At 57.2% G+C, this 16149-nt stretch carries 14 protein-coding genes; 9 read left to right on the forward strand and 5 right to left on the reverse strand.

What is annotated here, in order from left to right:
• Window positions 1-149: 149 nt before the first annotated feature.
• Window positions 150-1127 (forward strand): HpcH/HpaI aldolase/citrate lyase family protein, encoded by a 978-nt coding sequence (locus ACR0AL_RS19885; RefSeq protein WP_170351950.1) that lies wholly within the window; start codon window positions 150-152, stop codon window positions 1125-1127.
• A gap of 88 nt (window positions 1128-1215) precedes the next feature.
• Here the strand turns inward: ACR0AL_RS19885 and ACR0AL_RS19890 are convergent, their stop codons facing one another.
• The 4 genes from ACR0AL_RS19890 to ACR0AL_RS19905 form a co-directional block, all read right to left on the reverse strand.
• Window positions 1216-1995 (reverse strand): IclR family transcriptional regulator, encoded by a 780-nt coding sequence (locus tag ACR0AL_RS19890; RefSeq protein ID WP_170362725.1) that lies wholly within the window; start codon window positions 1993-1995, stop codon window positions 1216-1218.
• A gap of 11 nt (window positions 1996-2006) precedes the next feature.
• Complete coding sequence (locus tag ACR0AL_RS19895; protein ID WP_170351952.1) at window positions 2007-3365, reverse strand: TRAP transporter large permease; 1359 nt, start codon at window positions 3363-3365, stop codon at window positions 2007-2009.
• Window positions 3365-4030: a TRAP transporter small permease gene (locus ACR0AL_RS19900; RefSeq protein WP_170351953.1), complete on the reverse strand. Its 666-nt coding sequence runs from the start codon at window positions 4028-4030 to the stop codon at window positions 3365-3367. Before ACR0AL_RS19900 ends, ACR0AL_RS19895 begins: the two co-directional genes overlap by 1 nt.
• 68 nt (window positions 4031-4098) lie before the next feature.
• Window positions 4099-5337, reverse strand: coding sequence for a TRAP transporter substrate-binding protein (locus tag ACR0AL_RS19905; RefSeq protein ID WP_170351954.1), 1239 nt, complete (start codon window positions 5335-5337; stop codon window positions 4099-4101).
• 108 nt (window positions 5338-5445) lie between these two features.
• Here ACR0AL_RS19905 and ACR0AL_RS19910 point away from each other — a divergent pair, with 108 nt between their 5' ends.
• Entirely contained in the window at window positions 5446-7041 is a 1596-nt protein-coding gene (locus ACR0AL_RS19910) for a GMC family oxidoreductase (protein ID WP_480664392.1), read from the forward strand.
• Here the strand turns inward: ACR0AL_RS19910 and xylB are convergent.
• Window positions 7038-8474 carry a xylulokinase gene (gene xylB, locus ACR0AL_RS19915; protein ID WP_480664394.1) on the reverse strand — a complete coding sequence of 479 codons (1437 nt, stop codon included), beginning with the start codon at window positions 8472-8474 and terminating at the stop codon, window positions 7038-7040. The two genes, ACR0AL_RS19910 and xylB, sit on opposite strands and share 4 nt — an antisense overlap.
• 122 nt (window positions 8475-8596) lie before the next feature.
• Here xylB and ACR0AL_RS19920 point away from each other — a divergent pair, with 122 nt between their 5' ends.
• From ACR0AL_RS19920 to ACR0AL_RS19950, 7 genes are all read left to right on the forward strand, one after another.
• The gene (locus ACR0AL_RS19920) at window positions 8597-9622 is read left to right on the forward strand and encodes a LacI family DNA-binding transcriptional regulator (RefSeq protein WP_170351957.1); all 1026 of its coding nucleotides are present in this window, start codon (window positions 8597-8599) and stop codon (window positions 9620-9622) included.
• A 94-nt stretch (window positions 9623-9716) separates the two neighbouring features.
• Entirely contained in the window at window positions 9717-11021 is a 1305-nt protein-coding gene (locus tag ACR0AL_RS19925; RefSeq protein WP_170351958.1) for an ABC transporter substrate-binding protein, read from the forward strand.
• A gap of 106 nt (window positions 11022-11127) precedes the next feature.
• Window positions 11128-11994, forward strand: a complete 867-nt coding sequence (locus tag ACR0AL_RS19930; protein ID WP_170351959.1) for a carbohydrate ABC transporter permease — start codon at window positions 11128-11130, stop codon at window positions 11992-11994.
• 13 nt (window positions 11995-12007) lie between these two features.
• Window positions 12008-12838, forward strand: a complete 831-nt coding sequence (locus ACR0AL_RS19935; protein WP_170351960.1) for a carbohydrate ABC transporter permease — start codon at window positions 12008-12010, stop codon at window positions 12836-12838.
• A gap of 12 nt (window positions 12839-12850) precedes the next feature.
• Complete coding sequence (locus ACR0AL_RS19940; RefSeq protein ID WP_480649232.1) at window positions 12851-13855, forward strand: ABC transporter ATP-binding protein; 1005 nt, start codon at window positions 12851-12853, stop codon at window positions 13853-13855.
• Window positions 13852-14625 carry an L-iditol 2-dehydrogenase gene (locus ACR0AL_RS19945; RefSeq protein WP_170351962.1) on the forward strand — a complete coding sequence of 258 codons (774 nt, stop codon included), beginning with the start codon at window positions 13852-13854 and terminating at the stop codon, window positions 14623-14625. Before ACR0AL_RS19940 ends, ACR0AL_RS19945 begins: the two co-directional genes overlap by 4 nt.
• Window positions 14625-16118 (forward strand): mannitol dehydrogenase family protein, encoded by a 1494-nt coding sequence (locus ACR0AL_RS19950; RefSeq protein WP_480649234.1) that lies wholly within the window; start codon window positions 14625-14627, stop codon window positions 16116-16118. The genes ACR0AL_RS19945 and ACR0AL_RS19950 overlap by 1 nt, the downstream gene beginning before the upstream one ends.
• Window positions 16119-16149: the final 31 nt, after the last annotated feature.

Below are 16149 nucleotides of genomic sequence, written 5' to 3' on the forward strand. Positions count from 1 at the left end.
CCGACTGGATCATCGAAGTGGTCGACGGGCTGGCCGCCAATGGCGAAGACGGCAACAGCGCCGTCGAAGCCAAGGTCAAAGCCGAGGTCGCAGACCTCTGCGCGCGCTTCCCTCTCTATCCGAACCTGTAAGACGAAGGACCCTTACCCATGAGCTTTCATAACATCGACCAAGCCCCTGCTCGCCTGAACCGCAGCGAACTGGCCGTTCCGGGCAGCCAACCCGGAATGTTCGAAAAGGCCGCACAATCAGATGTAGATGTGATCTTCCTTGATCTGGAAGACGCGGTCGCGCCTGATGAAAAGGAACAGGCCCGCAAGAACATCATCGAGGCGCTGAACGATATCGACTGGGGCAACAAAACCATGTCGGTGCGGATCAACGGGCTGGATACGCATTATATGTATCGCGATGTGGTGGATGTGGTCGAACAGGCTGGCGAACGGCTGGACCTGATCATGATCCCCAAGGTTGGCACCGCTGCGGACGTCTATGCGGTCGATATGCTGGTAACGCAGATTGAGGACGCCAAAGGCTACAAGAAACGGATCGGGTTCGAACACATCATCGAAACCGCGCTTGGGATGCAGAATGTCAGCGAGATTGCGGCAGCTTCCAAACGCAATGAAAGCCTGCATTTCGGAGTGGCTGACTATGCGGCCTCGACCCGCGCACGAACCACGATCATCGGCGGCGTGAACCCCGATTATTCCGTGTTGACCGACGCAGATGCCGATGGTGACCGTCTGACCCATTGGGGTGACATGTGGCACTATGCGCTGGCGCGCATGGTGGTTGCGGCACGCGCCAACGGACTGCGTCCAATCGATGGGCCATTTGGCGACTTTCAGGATCCCGACGGCTATCGAGCGGCTGCCAAACGCGCGGCGGTTCTGGGATGTGAAGGCAAATGGGCCATCCACCCCAGCCAAATTGCCCTGGCCAATGAGGTCATGTCGCCATCCGAGGCCGAAGTCACCAAGGCACAGCGCATTCTTGTCGCCATGGCCGAGGCTGAATCGGCGGGCAAAGGCGCTGTGTCTCTGGATGGCCGTCTGATCGACTATGCCTCAATCCGTCAGGCCGAAGTGCTGGTCGAAAAAGCAGGCCAGATCGCAGCGGCTTGATCCGAAGGGCTTAGGCTACCTAAATAGGACAGCGCCAAACGGTTTTGTGGATCGGCCACTGGTACAGTTTGGCGCTGCGTTTTTCTGGTCACTCAGCGAGAAGACTTGAAAGTTTGTCCGCGCCCTGCCGCAGTGTTTCCAGAAACGACATCAGGCTGCCGACATCATGGCGTTGGGTCGGGGCGTGAACCGATAGCGTCCCTACCAACCTGCCCTGCCCGTCCTGAACAGGCACCGCAAGTGCGGACATTCCGGTCATGAATTCCTCATCATCGGTAGAATACTGATTGTCGGAAATGCGTTGGACTTCAGCCTTTACTGCCTTGGGGTCCGTCAGCGAACGCTCGGTCTGCGGCTGCAATTTTCCGGCCGAAAGAAACCCGTCCAGCGTTTTCTGACGCAGCGTGGACAGGTACATTTTTCCACTGGCCGTGCAGTGAAACGGAACCTGCGTGCCCACGGGCAACTGAATGCGCAGGGGCCATTTGGTTTCGACCCGGTCCAGATAGATCATCCCCTCGCGGTCGGGAATGGCGAGGTTGCATGTCTCTCCTACCTCCTCGGCCACGCTGCGCAATATGGCCAGGCGTGCAGTCCGCAAATGTTCGGCAGACATGGTGTTGACAGAAAGCAGTCGTAAACGACGGCCAGGGCCATAAGACCGGCCGTCGAGATCGCGTTGCAGAAACCCCTCGGCCTCGGCCGTTTGCAGCAGGCGGTGGACGGTGGGTTTTGCCAGACCCAATGCATCGATCAGGTCTGACGGTTTAACAGCTACCCCGCGCCGAGCCACCTCTTCAAGGATCAGCAACAGGCGCAGGTTCGTTGGGATCTGAGTTTCTTTTTCTTGTGTTTCCGTCTCGGCCATCCCGCAACATTCTAGTTATTTGGCAGCAGGATCAAGGCCAGATCGGGCACCAGCGACACCAAAATCCAGACCGACAACAGAGCCACCAGATAAGGCACCGTATACCGCAGCAGCCGGAAATAAGGCACGCCCGTCACACCCGACGCCACATACAGGTTCAGCCCGTAAGGTGGCGTGATGAACCCGATAGAAGCACCCACAAGGAAAATCACCGAGAAATGGATCGGATCAATGCCAACCGAGGCGGCAATCGGCGCCAAGATCGGGGCGAGAATGATCGTGACCGGAAGGCTTTCCAGTACCATGCCCGAGAAGAAGACGATCACCATCGAGGTGAACAGCACCGCATGATAACCACCCATCGAGGTCACAAAGTTCCCGATGGTCTCTTGCGCGCCGAGCAGCGACAAGATTTGCTGCATCACAACCGAAATTGCGATCAGCGGTGCAAGGATGCCAGTGATCTGGGCCGAGCGGATCACGATCGAGGGGATCTCGGGGATCGTGAAGCCTTCGACCACGAACATCTCAGCATAGCTTTTTTCGGTCGGCGGAATGTCATTGCGTGCGCCCATGACACGGTTGATCGGATAGCTGACCAGCCCTGCGATGACGCAGAAGCCTACGGTCACACCGGCCGCCTCGGTTGGTGAAAACTTGCCCGTGTAGATGCCCCACAACACCAATCCGATGGCGAAAAAGCCCAGCCACGCACCAAACGCGGTTTTCAGCACCCGGTTTAGTTGCAACGGGATCAAATATCCCCAGCCGTTGATCCGGCAGATTATCCAGCAGGCAAATTGCATGCCAAACACCATCAACGCGCCGGGCAGGATACCCGCCACAAACAGCTCGGAAATCGGGAGGTTCATCAGGAACCCGTAAACGATGAAGATGATCGACGGTGGGATGATGATCCCAACTGTACCACCCGCCGCTGCTGTTGCGGCGCTGAAGCGTTCATCATAACCGCCCTTGACCATCTCAGGGTGCAGCATCGACCCGATGGTCGCGGTTGTTGCCGAGTTTGACCCCGAGATCGCTGCGAAAAGCCCGCAAGCCCCCAGCGATGCCATTGCCAGCCCGCCGCGTATCCAGCCCAGACAGGCATATGCAAAATCACTAAGCCGCCGCGCGATGCCGGATTTGTTGATCAGGTCGCCAGTCAGGATAAACAGCGGCATCGCCAGCAGGGCGAAGCCTTTGTTGAACACATTCAGCAGCTCGGCCCCCATATTGTCCAGCGTCAGGCCCAGCACAAACGAACAGCCAATAACCCAATAGCCAATGACCAGAAGCACTGGCACGCCCAGCATGAACAGAAAGGTGACCCCAAGCGAGATCAGTGTGACCATGGTTCCGTCTGTCATCAGTCTGCTCCAATCACGGCCTGCTTGATAAGCGGCTCACCTGTTTTCCAGTTGTGCAGATCGTCGGCGAGGTTCTGAAACACCCGCCCAACCATCAAAAAGAACGACAGCGGCGCGGCCAACAGGAACCACCACTGCATGATGTTGTCAGTACCCAGAACGATCTGAAAGTTCGATGCCGACAGCGCCACCAACCGTGTGGTGGTCACAATGACGATCACTGCGAAGATGAACCAAAGGACAGCATCTAGGAACAGGCAAGCCAGTTGCCCGCCGCGCGGCATAGAGGTGCGAAATTCGCTAAAGCTTAGATGCGTGCGTAGCCGCACGTTATAAGACGCGCCGAACCACGCCATCACCATGAACAGCAGTGGCGGGATCGTTGTTGACCAAGGCTCCTGATCGTTGAACACGAACCGGTCAATCACGCCCCAAAAGATGATGAAGGCAATCGCAAGGTAGGAATAAACCATCACGGCACGTTCAAAGTGGCGTTCGACAAACGGCACTTTTTGGTAAATCCACATGATGAGGAGCCCACCCAGGGCCGAGACGATTGCGCCTACGACCCATGTTGCGTCGGATTCCAGCGCGGATTGAATCTCGAATGAATCGAAGGTGAGTAAAGCACTGAATATCGCGCCGACATCTGCCCAAAATGACATGAACCCCGTCCTCCCAGTCGGTGTTTAGTGGAACCGGCCCACCCGGGCCGGTTCGTATTAAGCTTAGGTTAGGCTTCGCCTCTCCACCAACGGCGTGGCTCGACGTTTTCCGCAATTGTATCAGCGGGAATCTCACGCGCGATGTCGTAGATCTCCTGATATGTGTCGATACCACCGGCCCATTTGTTAATGCGCTCGCGCCATTGTGCCCAAGGCTCGGGGTTGTAATTGGGGGCACACATTTCTTCGGCCAGTTTAATTTGGTCGTCCGCCAGGAAGGCCGGGCGTACGCCGTTTTCGGCGAAGATCGTATGCGGCAATTGCGGTTCCGAGAAACCCACGGTGTTCAACAGCGCGGCTTCGTTCGCACCTTGGATCAGCGCCTGCGTGAAGTATGAAGACTCCATCACCGCATCCTGCAACTCACCGCCCAGACTGTCGAAGACCTTCGAAGACATGGACGTATGCTCGGTACCGCAGAAGAATTTCAGGTTCACCGATTGTGACACCACAGGCGCCATGTTGGCGTAGGCCACAGCCGATGCCCAAGTTTCGGCGCCGTCGATCAGGCCGGTTTTCAGCGCGTCCAGCGTTTCCTCCCACGCGACAGGTACCGGATTCAGGTTCAGCAGTTGCATGGCGATACGGCCAAGTTGCGTACCCGTCACACGGTTCTTGGTGCCAAATAGTTCTTCCAGCTTTGTGACGGTTGGCTTGTCGGCAAAGTTCGCGCCCATCTGCAGACCGCGCAGCTCACAATGAGTGAACAGGAATTTCAGACCGTGCCGTTTTTCTAGCGGATCGCGCAGGATGCGCTGGCTCGCCGGGCTGTAGAAAAAGTGGTACTGCGCCGCGCGGCTGGGGAACATATAGGCATAGTCCAGCACGTTCAGATAGGGCGCACCACCAGCCGAGTTCTGAGTCGAGGCGGCATAGATGTCGACGATCCCCTGCTGGGTTTTCTCGACGCAGCTCAACTGACCGCAGATCTGGTTGTCGCCGATGAACTCGATGCGAATCTCGCCATCGGTGCGCTCTTCCAGGTCACGCGCAAATTCGATTGCACCCGCACGCTCGATCAGCAAGTTGCGGGTATTAAAGCCCGATGCGCCGAATTTCAGCGTGTGCTTCGGCTCTTTCGAAAAGCGCTTTTCGTAGGTTGATTCGGCAGCCTGCGCCAGATTCGCCAGGCTCATCGCCCCACCGAACCCACCCGCAGCCAGCAGAGTTGAGCTCATACCGTAACGGCCTGCCACGCGGAAAAAATCCCGCCGTGAAATACCACTTAGTTTCCGTCCGATCTCCATTGCTTACCTCCCTGATCGCAAATAATGAGACGTTTTGTATCAAAAAAGGCTAGTATATTTCTCATCGTTTGGCTAGAACTTTTTGAAACCAGTTTCAGGGAGGTGATCATGGAAGTAGACTATGCAGTTGTCGGGGCCGGGTCTTCGGGCTGTGTCATCGCCAATCGCCTGAGCGCCGACCCAAACGTGACCGTTGCTTTGCTCGAGGCCGGCGGTCGCGACACCAATCCGTGGATTCACATCCCGGTGGGCTATTTCAAAACCATGCATAACCCTTCGGTCGATTGGTGTTATCGTACTGAACCTGATCCAGGGCTGAATGGGCGCTCTATCGACTGGCCGCGTGGCAAGGTGCTGGGCGGGTCTTCGTCGCTGAATGGGTTGCTGTACGTGCGCGGCCAGAAAGAGGATTACGACCGCTGGCGTCAGATGGGCAACGAAGGTTGGGGGTGGGACGACGTTCTGCCCCTGTTCAAACGTTGCGAGGATCAGGAGCGTGGCGAGGATGAATTCCACGGCGTCGGCGGGCCATTGTCGGTGTCAAACATGCGCATCCAACGCCCGATCTGTGACGCCTGGGTCGCAGCCGCGCAGGCCGCAGGGTATCCGTTTAATCCAGACTACAATGGGGCTGAGCAAGAAGGTGTGGGGTATTTCCAGCTAACCACGCGCAATGGCCGCCGCTGTAGCGCTGCCGTGGCGTATCTGAAACCCATCCGCGATCGACAGAACCTAAACATCATCACAAAGGCCCTGGTGACACGGATCACGCTGGAGGGCAAAAAGGCGACCGGATTGGTCTATCGGGATCGTTCGGGCGCCGAGCAAACCCTGAAAGTTCGGCGCGAAATCATCCTGTCCGGTGGTGCGATTAACTCGCCCCAGATTCTGATGCTGTCGGGGATCGGCGACCCGGACCACCTGAAGGAAAACGGCATCGAACCGCTGCACGCCCTTCCCGGTGTCGGCAAGGGATTGCAGGACCATCTGCAGGCCAGGCTGGTGTTCAAATGCAATGAACCTACGTTGAATGATGAGGTCCGCAGCTTGTTCAATCAGGCGCGTATCGCTCTGAAGTACGCCCTGTTCCGTGCCGGTCCGATGACCATGGCGGCCAGCCTGGCGACGGGGTTCATGAAGACCCGCCCCGACGTTGAAACTCCGGACATTCAGTTCCACGTCCAACCATGGTCCGCCGACAGCCCCGGCGAGGGTGTGCATCCGTTTTCGGCCTTTACCATGTCCGTCTGTCAGCTGCGGCCGGAAAGCCGGGGTGAGCTGCGCCTAAACGGGCCAGACCCTTCAAAGTACGTCAAAATAATCCCGAATTACCTGTCGACCGAAACGGATTGTCGAACCATCGTCGACGGCGTGAACATCGCCCGCGGGATTGCTAAGCAGAACCCGTTGCATTCGAAGATTTCCGAGGAATTCAGGCCCTCGGCGGATCTGAGCAGTGACGATTACGAAGGCACGCTGGATTGGGCCCGGTCAAATTCGACCTCGATCTATCACCCGACCGGCACCTGCTCGATGGGCAACTCTGAGGCATCGGTTGTCGACGCAAAGCTAAGAGTCCACGGAATTGCCAATCTGCGGGTGGCGGATTGTTCGATTATGCCCGAGATCGTCAGCGGTAATACGAACGCTCCTGCGATCATGATTGGAGAAAAGGCCAGCGATTTGTTGGCAGCGGATGCCTAGACGGCAGCACGAACTGCTTTGTAAAGCGCGCGAAACCGGCCAAGCCGGTCCGACAATGCGCCCATTTCCGCAGGATCGAACCTGACAGATCCTGCGGGCTGGATGGCAAGGTCCTCAATAGTCAGCGCTTTGTCACCGCAAGCCGCCAATCGAGCCGCGCCATAGGCAGGGCCGGAATCCGCCCCTTCGGATCGAAGGATGGGTTTGCCTGTCACCGTTGCAATCAACCCAAGCAGCAGGTCGGACCGGCTGCCGCCGCCGATAGCGGCCAAATCCGACAGGCCGTCTATCGAGTCGCCAAAACTCTGGGCGGCGTCGGCGAAACAAAACGCGATGGCCTCAACCACCGAGCGACAAATTTCTGCACGCGTTGTCGCGTCTTCCAGTCCAAAGAAACAGGCGCGTATATGCGGGTCGCCGTGAGGGCTGCGTTCGCCTGTCAGATAAGGCAGGAAAATCGGCACTCGGTCTTGCGGGGCTGTTTCGGCCATTGCGATGACTTCTGCCGAGGACAATCCAAGCTGCCCGCCGATCCACGCGATTGGCCTGGCGCCGTTTAGCATTGCCGCCATCTGGAACCAGCGATCAGGGAGTGTATGCGCAAACGCATGCACATATCGTTCCGGGTTTGGCTTATACACGCGATCCGCAACGAATAGCTGACCGGAAGTGCCCAGCGAAATAAACCCTCGCCCCGGTTCGGTTGCTCCCAGCGACACTGCGCCGGTGGCCGCATCCCCACCTCCTGCTACAACAGGTACGCCGGACTTCAGTCCGGTCTGGTTGGCCGTATCTGCCGAAATTGTGCCCACAACTTCGTGCCCATCGGAAATTTGCGGCAGCCAGTGGGTCGCAACATGGGTCGCCTCGGCGATCCCGCTGTGCCATTGCCGCACGGCTTGATCTAGCCAAAGGGTGCCCGCCGCATCACAGGGATCCGTCGCGAGGACCCCGTGCAGGCGCAGCCCGATATAATCCTTCGGCAACAGGATATGAGCGATGCGGTCATAGTTTTGAGGCTCATGCTGCTTCAGCCATGAAATCTTGGGCGCAGTGAATCCCGGCAGGGGCAGAACGCCCGCGATCTGACCGATCTGCGGCAACGCATCGCGAAGTTCACCGCATTCCTGCGCCGAACGGCTGTCATTCCACAAAATGGCCGGACGGATTGGGTACAAGTCCTGGTCAAGCAGTACGGCCCCATGCATCTGACCCGACAGACCGACGGCCCGAACGTCCGCCAACGTAATCTGTTCCCCCAGCTTGCGTAGTGCGTTGCAGGTGGCGCGCCACCACAGGTCAGGATGCTGTTCCGACCATCCAGGCTGTGGCGAAGAGGTTTGCATTTCAACCGATGCCGTCGCGATTATTCGCGCCGTGTCGGCGCAGACAACCTTGACCGCTGATGTGCCGATGTCGATCCCGAGATACATTTACAACCCTTGCCCTGCGTCCGAGGTGCGGCACATGTCCGGCTATTGATTTTTTAGCGCGCGCAAAGAATATGTAAAGCTATGATAAGATCAAAGCGGCAAAGATCCGCAGGTAGATTGGCATGACCAAGATTAAAAACATGGAAGAGTTCGCGGCCCTCAGCGGGATATCCCGGCCGACGGTTTCGAAATATTTCCACGACCCGGACAGCGTGAGGCCCACAACGCGGGCGCGCATCGAAGAGGCGTTAGAGCGTTTTGACTATCGCCCTAATATTTACGCCATAAATCAGAACCGGAAGCTGACCAAGAATATTGGTATCGTCGTGCCCTATCTGGCTGATCCTTTTTTTGCCGAGATCGCGCGCTATCTGGAGCAATCCTGTATCGCGGCGGGGTATCGCCCGTCTCTATTCAGCTCACATGGCGAGCAAAAACTGGAGAATGAGATACTCGACAGCTTACGGTCGCTGAAACCAGCAGGTGTTCTGTTAGCACCGCTGGGCCGTGCGTCGGATCAGTCAGCGATTGAAAAATTCTGCGCCGATGTTCCAACGGTTCTGTTCGACAGTAACCTTGATGGTATGGGGGCTGCTTTCATCGGTTCGGACAATTTCAGCTTTGTGTCACAAACCGTGGAATACATGACCCGCACCGGGGAACCACCATCGTTCTTTGAAATGCGCACCCCAGCCAACCCAAATGCCAACAAGCGGCGCATAGCCTATGTCGACGTTATGGAGCGTTTGGGGTTTGAACCGCATATCATCAAGATTGACGGCACAGGATGGGCCTTTGAAGAGATCGGTCGGCAAGGTGCGCGAAAAGTGCTGGAAGAACGCAGCCTGCGGACCGACTCGGTGCTGTGCAGCAATGACCGTCTCGCCATCGGATTCCTGGCGGCCTGCTACGAACAGGGGATTCGGGTTGGGCGCAAGGAAGATTGCACATTACGATTGGCCTCAAATGACGATCATCCCTTCGCAAAATTCACATGTCCGTCCCTGACAACGGCGGCGCATGACTATGACAATGTGGCTGCCCGCAGTGTCGAAACACTGTTCGAACTTATTGAAAGCGGTGGGAAATTTGAAAAACGAACAGAAACTTTGTTTCCCGCAAGACTTGTTTTACGCGAGTCCGCCTGAACATTAAATTTAACGCGCGTAAAGTTTTTATTGACGCCGCGACAATTTATGAACTAGGCTTCCTGCACAGCATCCAAGCTCAGGGAGGACAAGGATGTATCTGAAAAACGCACTTCGTGCGGCGACGGCGTTGACATTCGTCGCCACGGCAGCGGCCCACGCGCAATCCATCACCATAGCGACCGTGAACAACGGCGACATGATCCGGATGCAGGGCTATACCGACAAGTTCACCGAGGCGACCGGCATCGATGTCGAATGGGTGACGCTAGAAGAAAACGTGTTGCGCCAGCGCGTGACCACCGACATCACCACCAAAGGTGGCCAATTCGACATCATGACCATCGGTATGTACGAAACCCCGATCTGGGGCGCCAATGGTTGGCTGGTGCCGCTGGAAGGAATGTCAGCTGAATATGATGTAGATGACATCCTGCCCGCGATGCGCAACGGGTTGAGCCATGAGGGGACGCTGTTCGCGGCTCCGTTCTATGGCGAAAGCTCGATGATCATGTATCGCACTGATCTGATGGAGAAAGCCGGTCTGGAAATGCCTGATGCGCCGACCTGGCAGTTCATCCGAGAGGCGGCTGCGGCGATGACGGATCGAGACAACGACATCAACGGTATTTGCCTGCGTGGCAAAGCCGGTTGGGGTGAAGGTGGCGCGTTCATTACCGTGACCGGAAATTCTTTTGGTGCCCGCTGGTTCGACGAAGACTGGAAACCCCAGTTTGATCAGCCGGAATGGAACGAAGCGCTGACTTTCTTCGTCGACATGATGAGTGAATCCGGCCCCGCGGGTTACGCTACTAACGGGTTCAACGAAAACCTGTCGCTGTTCCAGCAGGGCAAGTGCGGCATGTGGATCGACGCCACTGTCGCGGCATCGTTTGTAACCAATCCTGACGACTCGACTGTGGCCGACAAAGTCGGCTTCGCCTTAGCTCCGAATTCGGAAGGCGTTGACAAGCGCTCCAACTGGCTTTGGGCATGGGCGCTGGCCATCCCTGCAGGCACCGAACAGGCGGATGCTGCCAAGCAGTTCATCGAATGGGCAACCTCGAAAGACTACATTGAGCTGGTGGCCGAAAACGAAGGCTGGGCCAACGTCCCGCCGGGTGCGCGTACATCACTGTACGAGAACCCCGAGTATCAGAAGGTTCCGTTCGCCCAGATGACACTGGATTCGATCCTGTCGGCTGATCCAAATGATCCGACGGTGAAACCGGTGCCCTATGTCGGCATCCAGTTTGCTGCGATCCCTGAATTTGCAGGCATTGCTACGCAAGTGAGCCAGGAATTCTCGGCCGTTTACGCCGGACAGCAATCGGTGGAAGAGGCGCTTGAAAAAGCGCAGGCCTTCACCGCAGAAGAGATGGAAGCCGCAGGTTACTGACGTCTTCCAATTGCGGGTGGGCAGAGGTCTGCCCCCCGCCCTACCCTTCCACAATCCACGTTTTTCTCGCAGGCTGGTATGCGCCTGAACAGAGAGGTCTTGCGCCATGGCAACCCAACATTCCCGATCAGTGGCCCGCCTAATGATGGCACCCGCCGTGGTCCTGCTGCTTGGCTGGATGCTCGTGCCGCTGACAATGACGCTGTATTTTTCCTTCAAGAAATACCTGCCCCTACGCGGTGGTGATCTGGGCTGGGTCGGCTTTGACAACTACGTCCGGTTTGTGTCCTCCAGCTCGTTTTGGCCTGCCGTGCAGGCGACGTTGATGATCGTTGGTGGTGTACTGGTGATCACCGTGATTTTGGGCATCCTGCTGGCCATTCTGCTGGATCAACCAATGTGGGGTCAGGGTGTTGTCCGCATCCTTGTGATTGCACCTTTCTTTGTGATGCCTACGGTCTCTGCGCTGGTCTGGAAGAACATGTTCATGGACCCGGTGAACGGTCTTCTGGCGCATCTGTGGCGCTTTTTTGGGGCCGAGCCGATTTCATGGCTGTCCGAGGCCTCGATGACGTCTATCATCATGATCGTGTCGTGGCAGTGGCTACCCTTTGCCACGCTGATCCTGCTGACTGCCATCCAGTCGCTGGACAGCGAACAGCTGGAAGCAGCGGAGATGGACGGCGCGCCGGTTCTGAAGCGCTTTTACCATATCGTCTTGCCGCACCTGAGCCGCGCAATCACGATTGTGATCCTGATCCAGACGATCTTTCTATTGTCGATCTTCGCCGAGATCTTCGTGACCACCGGCGGTGCATTCGGCACCCGCACACTCACCTACCTGATCTTCCAGCGCGTGTTGGAAAGCCAAAACGTCGGCCTTGGATCAGCCGGAGGTGTCTACGCCATCATCCTTGCCAATATCGTTGCCATCTTCCTGATGCGCATCGTCGGCAAAAACCTGGACGCGTGAGGAGATACGACCCATGGCCCGCACCGTCACACCCCGCCGCAAATCGCTGAACACCGCCCTTGCCTGGGCCGTTGGACTGCTGATCTTTTTCCCGATCCTCTGGACCATTCTGACCAGTTTCAAGACCGAGGCACAGGCGATTGCCAGCCCGCCCCTGTTCCTGAATTTCGACTGGACACTTGAGAACTATGCCATCGTGCAAGAACGGTCTGATTATATGCGGTTCCTGTGGAATTCCGTCATCATCGCAGGCGGATCGACCATTCTTGGCGTAATCATCGCGGTCCCCGCCGCATGGGCGATGGCCTTTGTACCGTCCAAGCGCACAAAGGACATCCTGTTGTGGATGCTCTCCACCAAAATGCTACCTGCCGTTGGCGTATTGTATCCGATCTACCTGCTGTTCATCCGTCTGGGACTGCTAGACACACGCGGTGGACTGGTCGTGGTGCTGATGCTGATCAACCTGCCGATCATCGTCTGGATGCTCTACACATATTTCCGCGAAATCCCCGGTGAAATTCTGGAAGCCGCACGGATGGACGGGGCGACACTGAAAGAAGAAATCCTTTACGTATTGACGCCCATGGCCATCCCCGGCATCGCCTCGACAGTTCTCCTGAACTTCATTCTGGCGTGGAACGAAGCGTTCTGGACCCTCAACCTGACCGCCGTCGACGCGGCACCGCTAACTGCCTTCATTGCCAGCTACTCCAGCCCCGAGGGCCTGTTCTTTGCCAAGCTCAGCGCGGCCTCGACCATGGCGATCGCACCAATCCTCATCCTTGGCTGGTTCAGCCAGAAACAACTTGTCCGCGGCCTGACCTTCGGCGCTGTGAAATAAGGAAGACGACGTATGGGACGTATTCAACTTAAATCCGTGACCAAAAGCTTCGGCGACGTGCAGGTCATTCCGCCTCTGGATCTGACCATCGAGGACGGCGAGTTCACGGTCTTTGTCGGCCCTTCGGGGTGTGGCAAGTCCACCTTGCTGCGCTTGATCGCGGGGTTGGAGGATATCACCTCGGGCTCTATCGATATTGACGGGGCAGATGCCACTGACGTGCCCCCCGCCAAACGTGGCCTGGCGATGGTGTTCCAATCTTACGCTCTGTACCCGCATATGACGGTGCGCAAGAATATCGCATTCCCGCTGCGCATGGCCAAACTGGATCAGGCGGAAATCGACAAGCGCGTCGAAGGCGCTGCAGGTGTACTGAACCTTGCAGACTATCTGGATCGTCGACCTGGCCAGTTGTCTGGTGGGCAGCGTCAGCGCGTTGCCATTGGCCGCGCCATTGTGCGTGAACCTGCGGCGTTTCTGTTCGACGAACCGCTGTCCAATCTCGATGCGGCGTTGCGGGTGGGCATGCGGCTTGAGATCAGCGAGTTGCACGAACGTCTGGCCACAACAATGATCTACGTGACTCACGATCAGGTCGAGGCGATGACCATGGCCGATAAGATCGTGGTGCTTCAGGCCGGTGTCATCGAACAGGTCGGCAGCCCACTAGAGCTGTACCGCACTCCGCGCAATTTGTTTGTTGCAGGCTTCATCGGCTCGCCCAAAATGAATTTTATCGAGGGTGAAGAGGCCGCGAAACACGGGGCCCACACCATTGGTGTGCGCCCTGAACATATCACGGTATCCGAAAGCGACGGGCCATGGTCTGGTGTCGTTGGCGTATCCGAACATCTGGGGTCGGACACCTTCTTTCATATCCACGAAACCGGGTTGGCCGAAACCATCACCGTGCGCGCGGATGGAGAGGTCGGCTTCCGTCATGGAGATCGTGTCCATCTGGCCCCACGTGCAGATGTCATTCATCGGTTTGACGCACAGGGATTGCGCATCGAATGACGCGTTTGGCCGGCAAAACAACCCTAATTACGGGGGCCGCGCGTGGTATCGGCCTAGCCTTTGCCAAAGCCTATGTTGCCGAGGGCGCGCGTGTTGCGATTGCCGATGTCGACATTACCCGTGCGCGAAAGGCCGCAGCCGAAATCGGTGATCCTGCGCTAGCCATCGAGATGGACGTAACCAACCAGTCCAGCATCGACCAAGCAGTCGCGCAAACACTCGCGCATTTCGGACCCATCGACATTCTGATCAACAACGCCGCGATATTCACTGCCGCCCCGATCACCGAGATCGAGCGCGCCGATTTCAACCGCGTTTTTGACATCAACGTCGCCGGAACCCTTTTCACCATGCAGGCGGTTGCACGACACATGATCGCGCACGGGGTCAAAGGCCGCATCATAAACATGGCCTCTCAGGCCGGACGGCGTGGTGAACCTCTGGTTTCGGTCTATTGCGCCAGCAAGGCGGCGATTATCTCGCTGACGCAATCGGCAGGGCTGAACCTGATCCAACACGGGATTAACGTGAACGCCATCGCACCGGGCGTTGTTGACGGCGAACACTGGGACGGTGTTGATGCGTTCTTTGCCAAACACGAAGGCAAAGCCCCCGGGCAGAAAAAGCGCGAAGTGGCGGCGGCTGTTCCCTATGGCCGTATGGGCCGCGCCGAAGATTTGACCGGAATGGCCGTTTTTCTGGCTTCGGACGAGGCCAAATACATCGTCGCGCAAACCTATAATGTCGATGGCGGAAACTGGATGAGCTGATGGATCCTCTGGCGAACGCAAAACCTCCGGTACCGCTGGGTCGTAATGCCCTTACGGACTTGCCCGCAGCAGTCAGAAGGCCATCGTATTGCCACGCTGAATTGCGACCGGGTATCGTGCATATCGGTCTTGGCAATTTCCACCGCGCACATCAGGCCTGGTACATCCACCGTTTGATGCAGCAGGGCCTGGCAAAGGACTGGGCGATTATCGGCGCAGGGGTTCGGGCCTATGATGCCGGGATGCGGGAAAAGCTGGTCAGCCAGGATTGTCTGACAACGCTGATCGAACTTGACCCGTCCGGCATGTCCGCTGAAATCATTGCCCCGATGATTGACTATCTGCCGATCGAACCCGGGAACGCGCCGTTGATCCAACAAATGTCCGATCCAGCGATCCGCATCGTGTCCCTGACCATCACCGAAGGGGGGTATTTTCTGGACGCCAATACCGGGGCGCTAGACACTACCCACCAAGATATCCGCCACGATGCGCAAAACCCTGACCAACCTTGTACAGCTTTCGGCGCCATCGTTGCGGCGCTTGGGCAACGTCGAGCGCATGGCTTAAAACCTTTTACCGCGCTCAGCTGCGATAATCTGCAAGGCAACGGAACGATCCTGCGTAACTGTATCGTCGGATTGGCGCGGTTGTCTGACCCTGATCTGGCCAACTGGATCGAACAGAACGGGGCATTTCCGAATTCGATGGTGGATTGCATCGTGCCGGCCACAACACATCAGGTGATCTCGCAATGCCGCGCCCTGGGTATCGAAGACCGCGCCCCGGTTTCGCATGAGAATTTTCGCCAATGGGTGATCGAGGATGATTTCTGCGCTGATCGTCCCGCGCTTGAAAAGGTTGGTGTGACACTGACCCGCAATGTACATACGTACGAGGCCATGAAGCTGCGTGTTCTGAATGGCGGCCATCAACTGCTTGCGAATGTTGGGGAAATACTGAATGTCCCGACGATTGCCGACTGTATGCAGGACGACGATATCACAGCCTTTTTCAAAAAGGTTCAGGCTGAGGGTATATTACCTCATGTCGCGCCGGTGCCTGGAACACCACCTGCTGACTATCTTGAACTGGTCGCGAGACGTTTTGCGAATACTGCCATTCACGACACGACACGCCGGGTTGCCTTTGACGGCTCGTCCCGCCATCCCGGATTTTTGCTGCCATCGCTGCGTGACGCACTGGCGTCAGGATCGCCAGTAGACGGGCTCGCCCTGGCCGAGGCGTTCTGGTGCCGGATGTGCGCGGGCCTTCGCGAAGACGGAAGCGAAATCGCGGAAAATGACCCCTTTTGGACCGAATTGCATGACGCTGCTCTAGCCGCGAAATCGGACCCCTTGATCTGGATCGCACAAAGCAAATTCTACGGAGATATCGGCCAGGAAGAAGGTTTTGCAACAGCGTTTTCCCAATGGCTCAGGACCATATGGCAACGGGGAAGCCGGGCGGCAATTGCGCGATACCTCGGGTAATCCGGTGGCTGGCCTTCGGCTTTCGAGGTCA

The sequence above is a fragment of the Ruegeria sp. BB1 genome (assembly GCF_056539465.1).

Excerpts from the sequence above, each read along its gene's own strand:
- ACR0AL_RS19885 (WP_170351950.1), top strand. The coding sequence starts at position 150 with ATGAGCTTTCATAACATCGACCAAGCCCCTGCTCGCCTGAACCGCAGC.
- ACR0AL_RS19890 (WP_170362725.1), bottom strand. The coding sequence starts at position 1,995 with ATGGCCGAGACGGAAACACAAGAAAAAGAAACTCAGATCCCAACGAAC.
- ACR0AL_RS19895 (WP_170351952.1), bottom strand. The coding sequence starts at position 3,365 with ATGACAGACGGAACCATGGTCACACTGATCTCGCTTGGGGTCACCTTT.
- ACR0AL_RS19900 (WP_170351953.1), bottom strand. The coding sequence starts at position 4,030 with ATGTCATTTTGGGCAGATGTCGGCGCGATATTCAGTGCTTTACTCACC.
- ACR0AL_RS19905 (WP_170351954.1), bottom strand. The coding sequence starts at position 5,337 with ATGGAGATCGGACGGAAACTAAGTGGTATTTCACGGCGGGATTTTTTC.
- ACR0AL_RS19910 (WP_480664392.1), top strand. The coding sequence starts at position 5,446 with ATGGAAGTAGACTATGCAGTTGTCGGGGCCGGGTCTTCGGGCTGTGTC.
- xylB (WP_480664394.1), bottom strand. The coding sequence starts at position 8,474 with ATGTATCTCGGGATCGACATCGGCACATCAGCGGTCAAGGTTGTCTGC.
- ACR0AL_RS19920 (WP_170351957.1), top strand. The coding sequence starts at position 8,597 with ATGACCAAGATTAAAAACATGGAAGAGTTCGCGGCCCTCAGCGGGATA.
- ACR0AL_RS19925 (WP_170351958.1), top strand. The coding sequence starts at position 9,717 with ATGTATCTGAAAAACGCACTTCGTGCGGCGACGGCGTTGACATTCGTC.
- ACR0AL_RS19930 (WP_170351959.1), top strand. The coding sequence starts at position 11,128 with ATGGCAACCCAACATTCCCGATCAGTGGCCCGCCTAATGATGGCACCC.
- ACR0AL_RS19935 (WP_170351960.1), top strand. The coding sequence starts at position 12,008 with ATGGCCCGCACCGTCACACCCCGCCGCAAATCGCTGAACACCGCCCTT.
- ACR0AL_RS19940 (WP_480649232.1), top strand. The coding sequence starts at position 12,851 with ATGGGACGTATTCAACTTAAATCCGTGACCAAAAGCTTCGGCGACGTG.
- ACR0AL_RS19945 (WP_170351962.1), top strand. The coding sequence starts at position 13,852 with ATGACGCGTTTGGCCGGCAAAACAACCCTAATTACGGGGGCCGCGCGT.
- ACR0AL_RS19950 (WP_480649234.1), top strand. The coding sequence starts at position 14,625 with ATGGATCCTCTGGCGAACGCAAAACCTCCGGTACCGCTGGGTCGTAAT.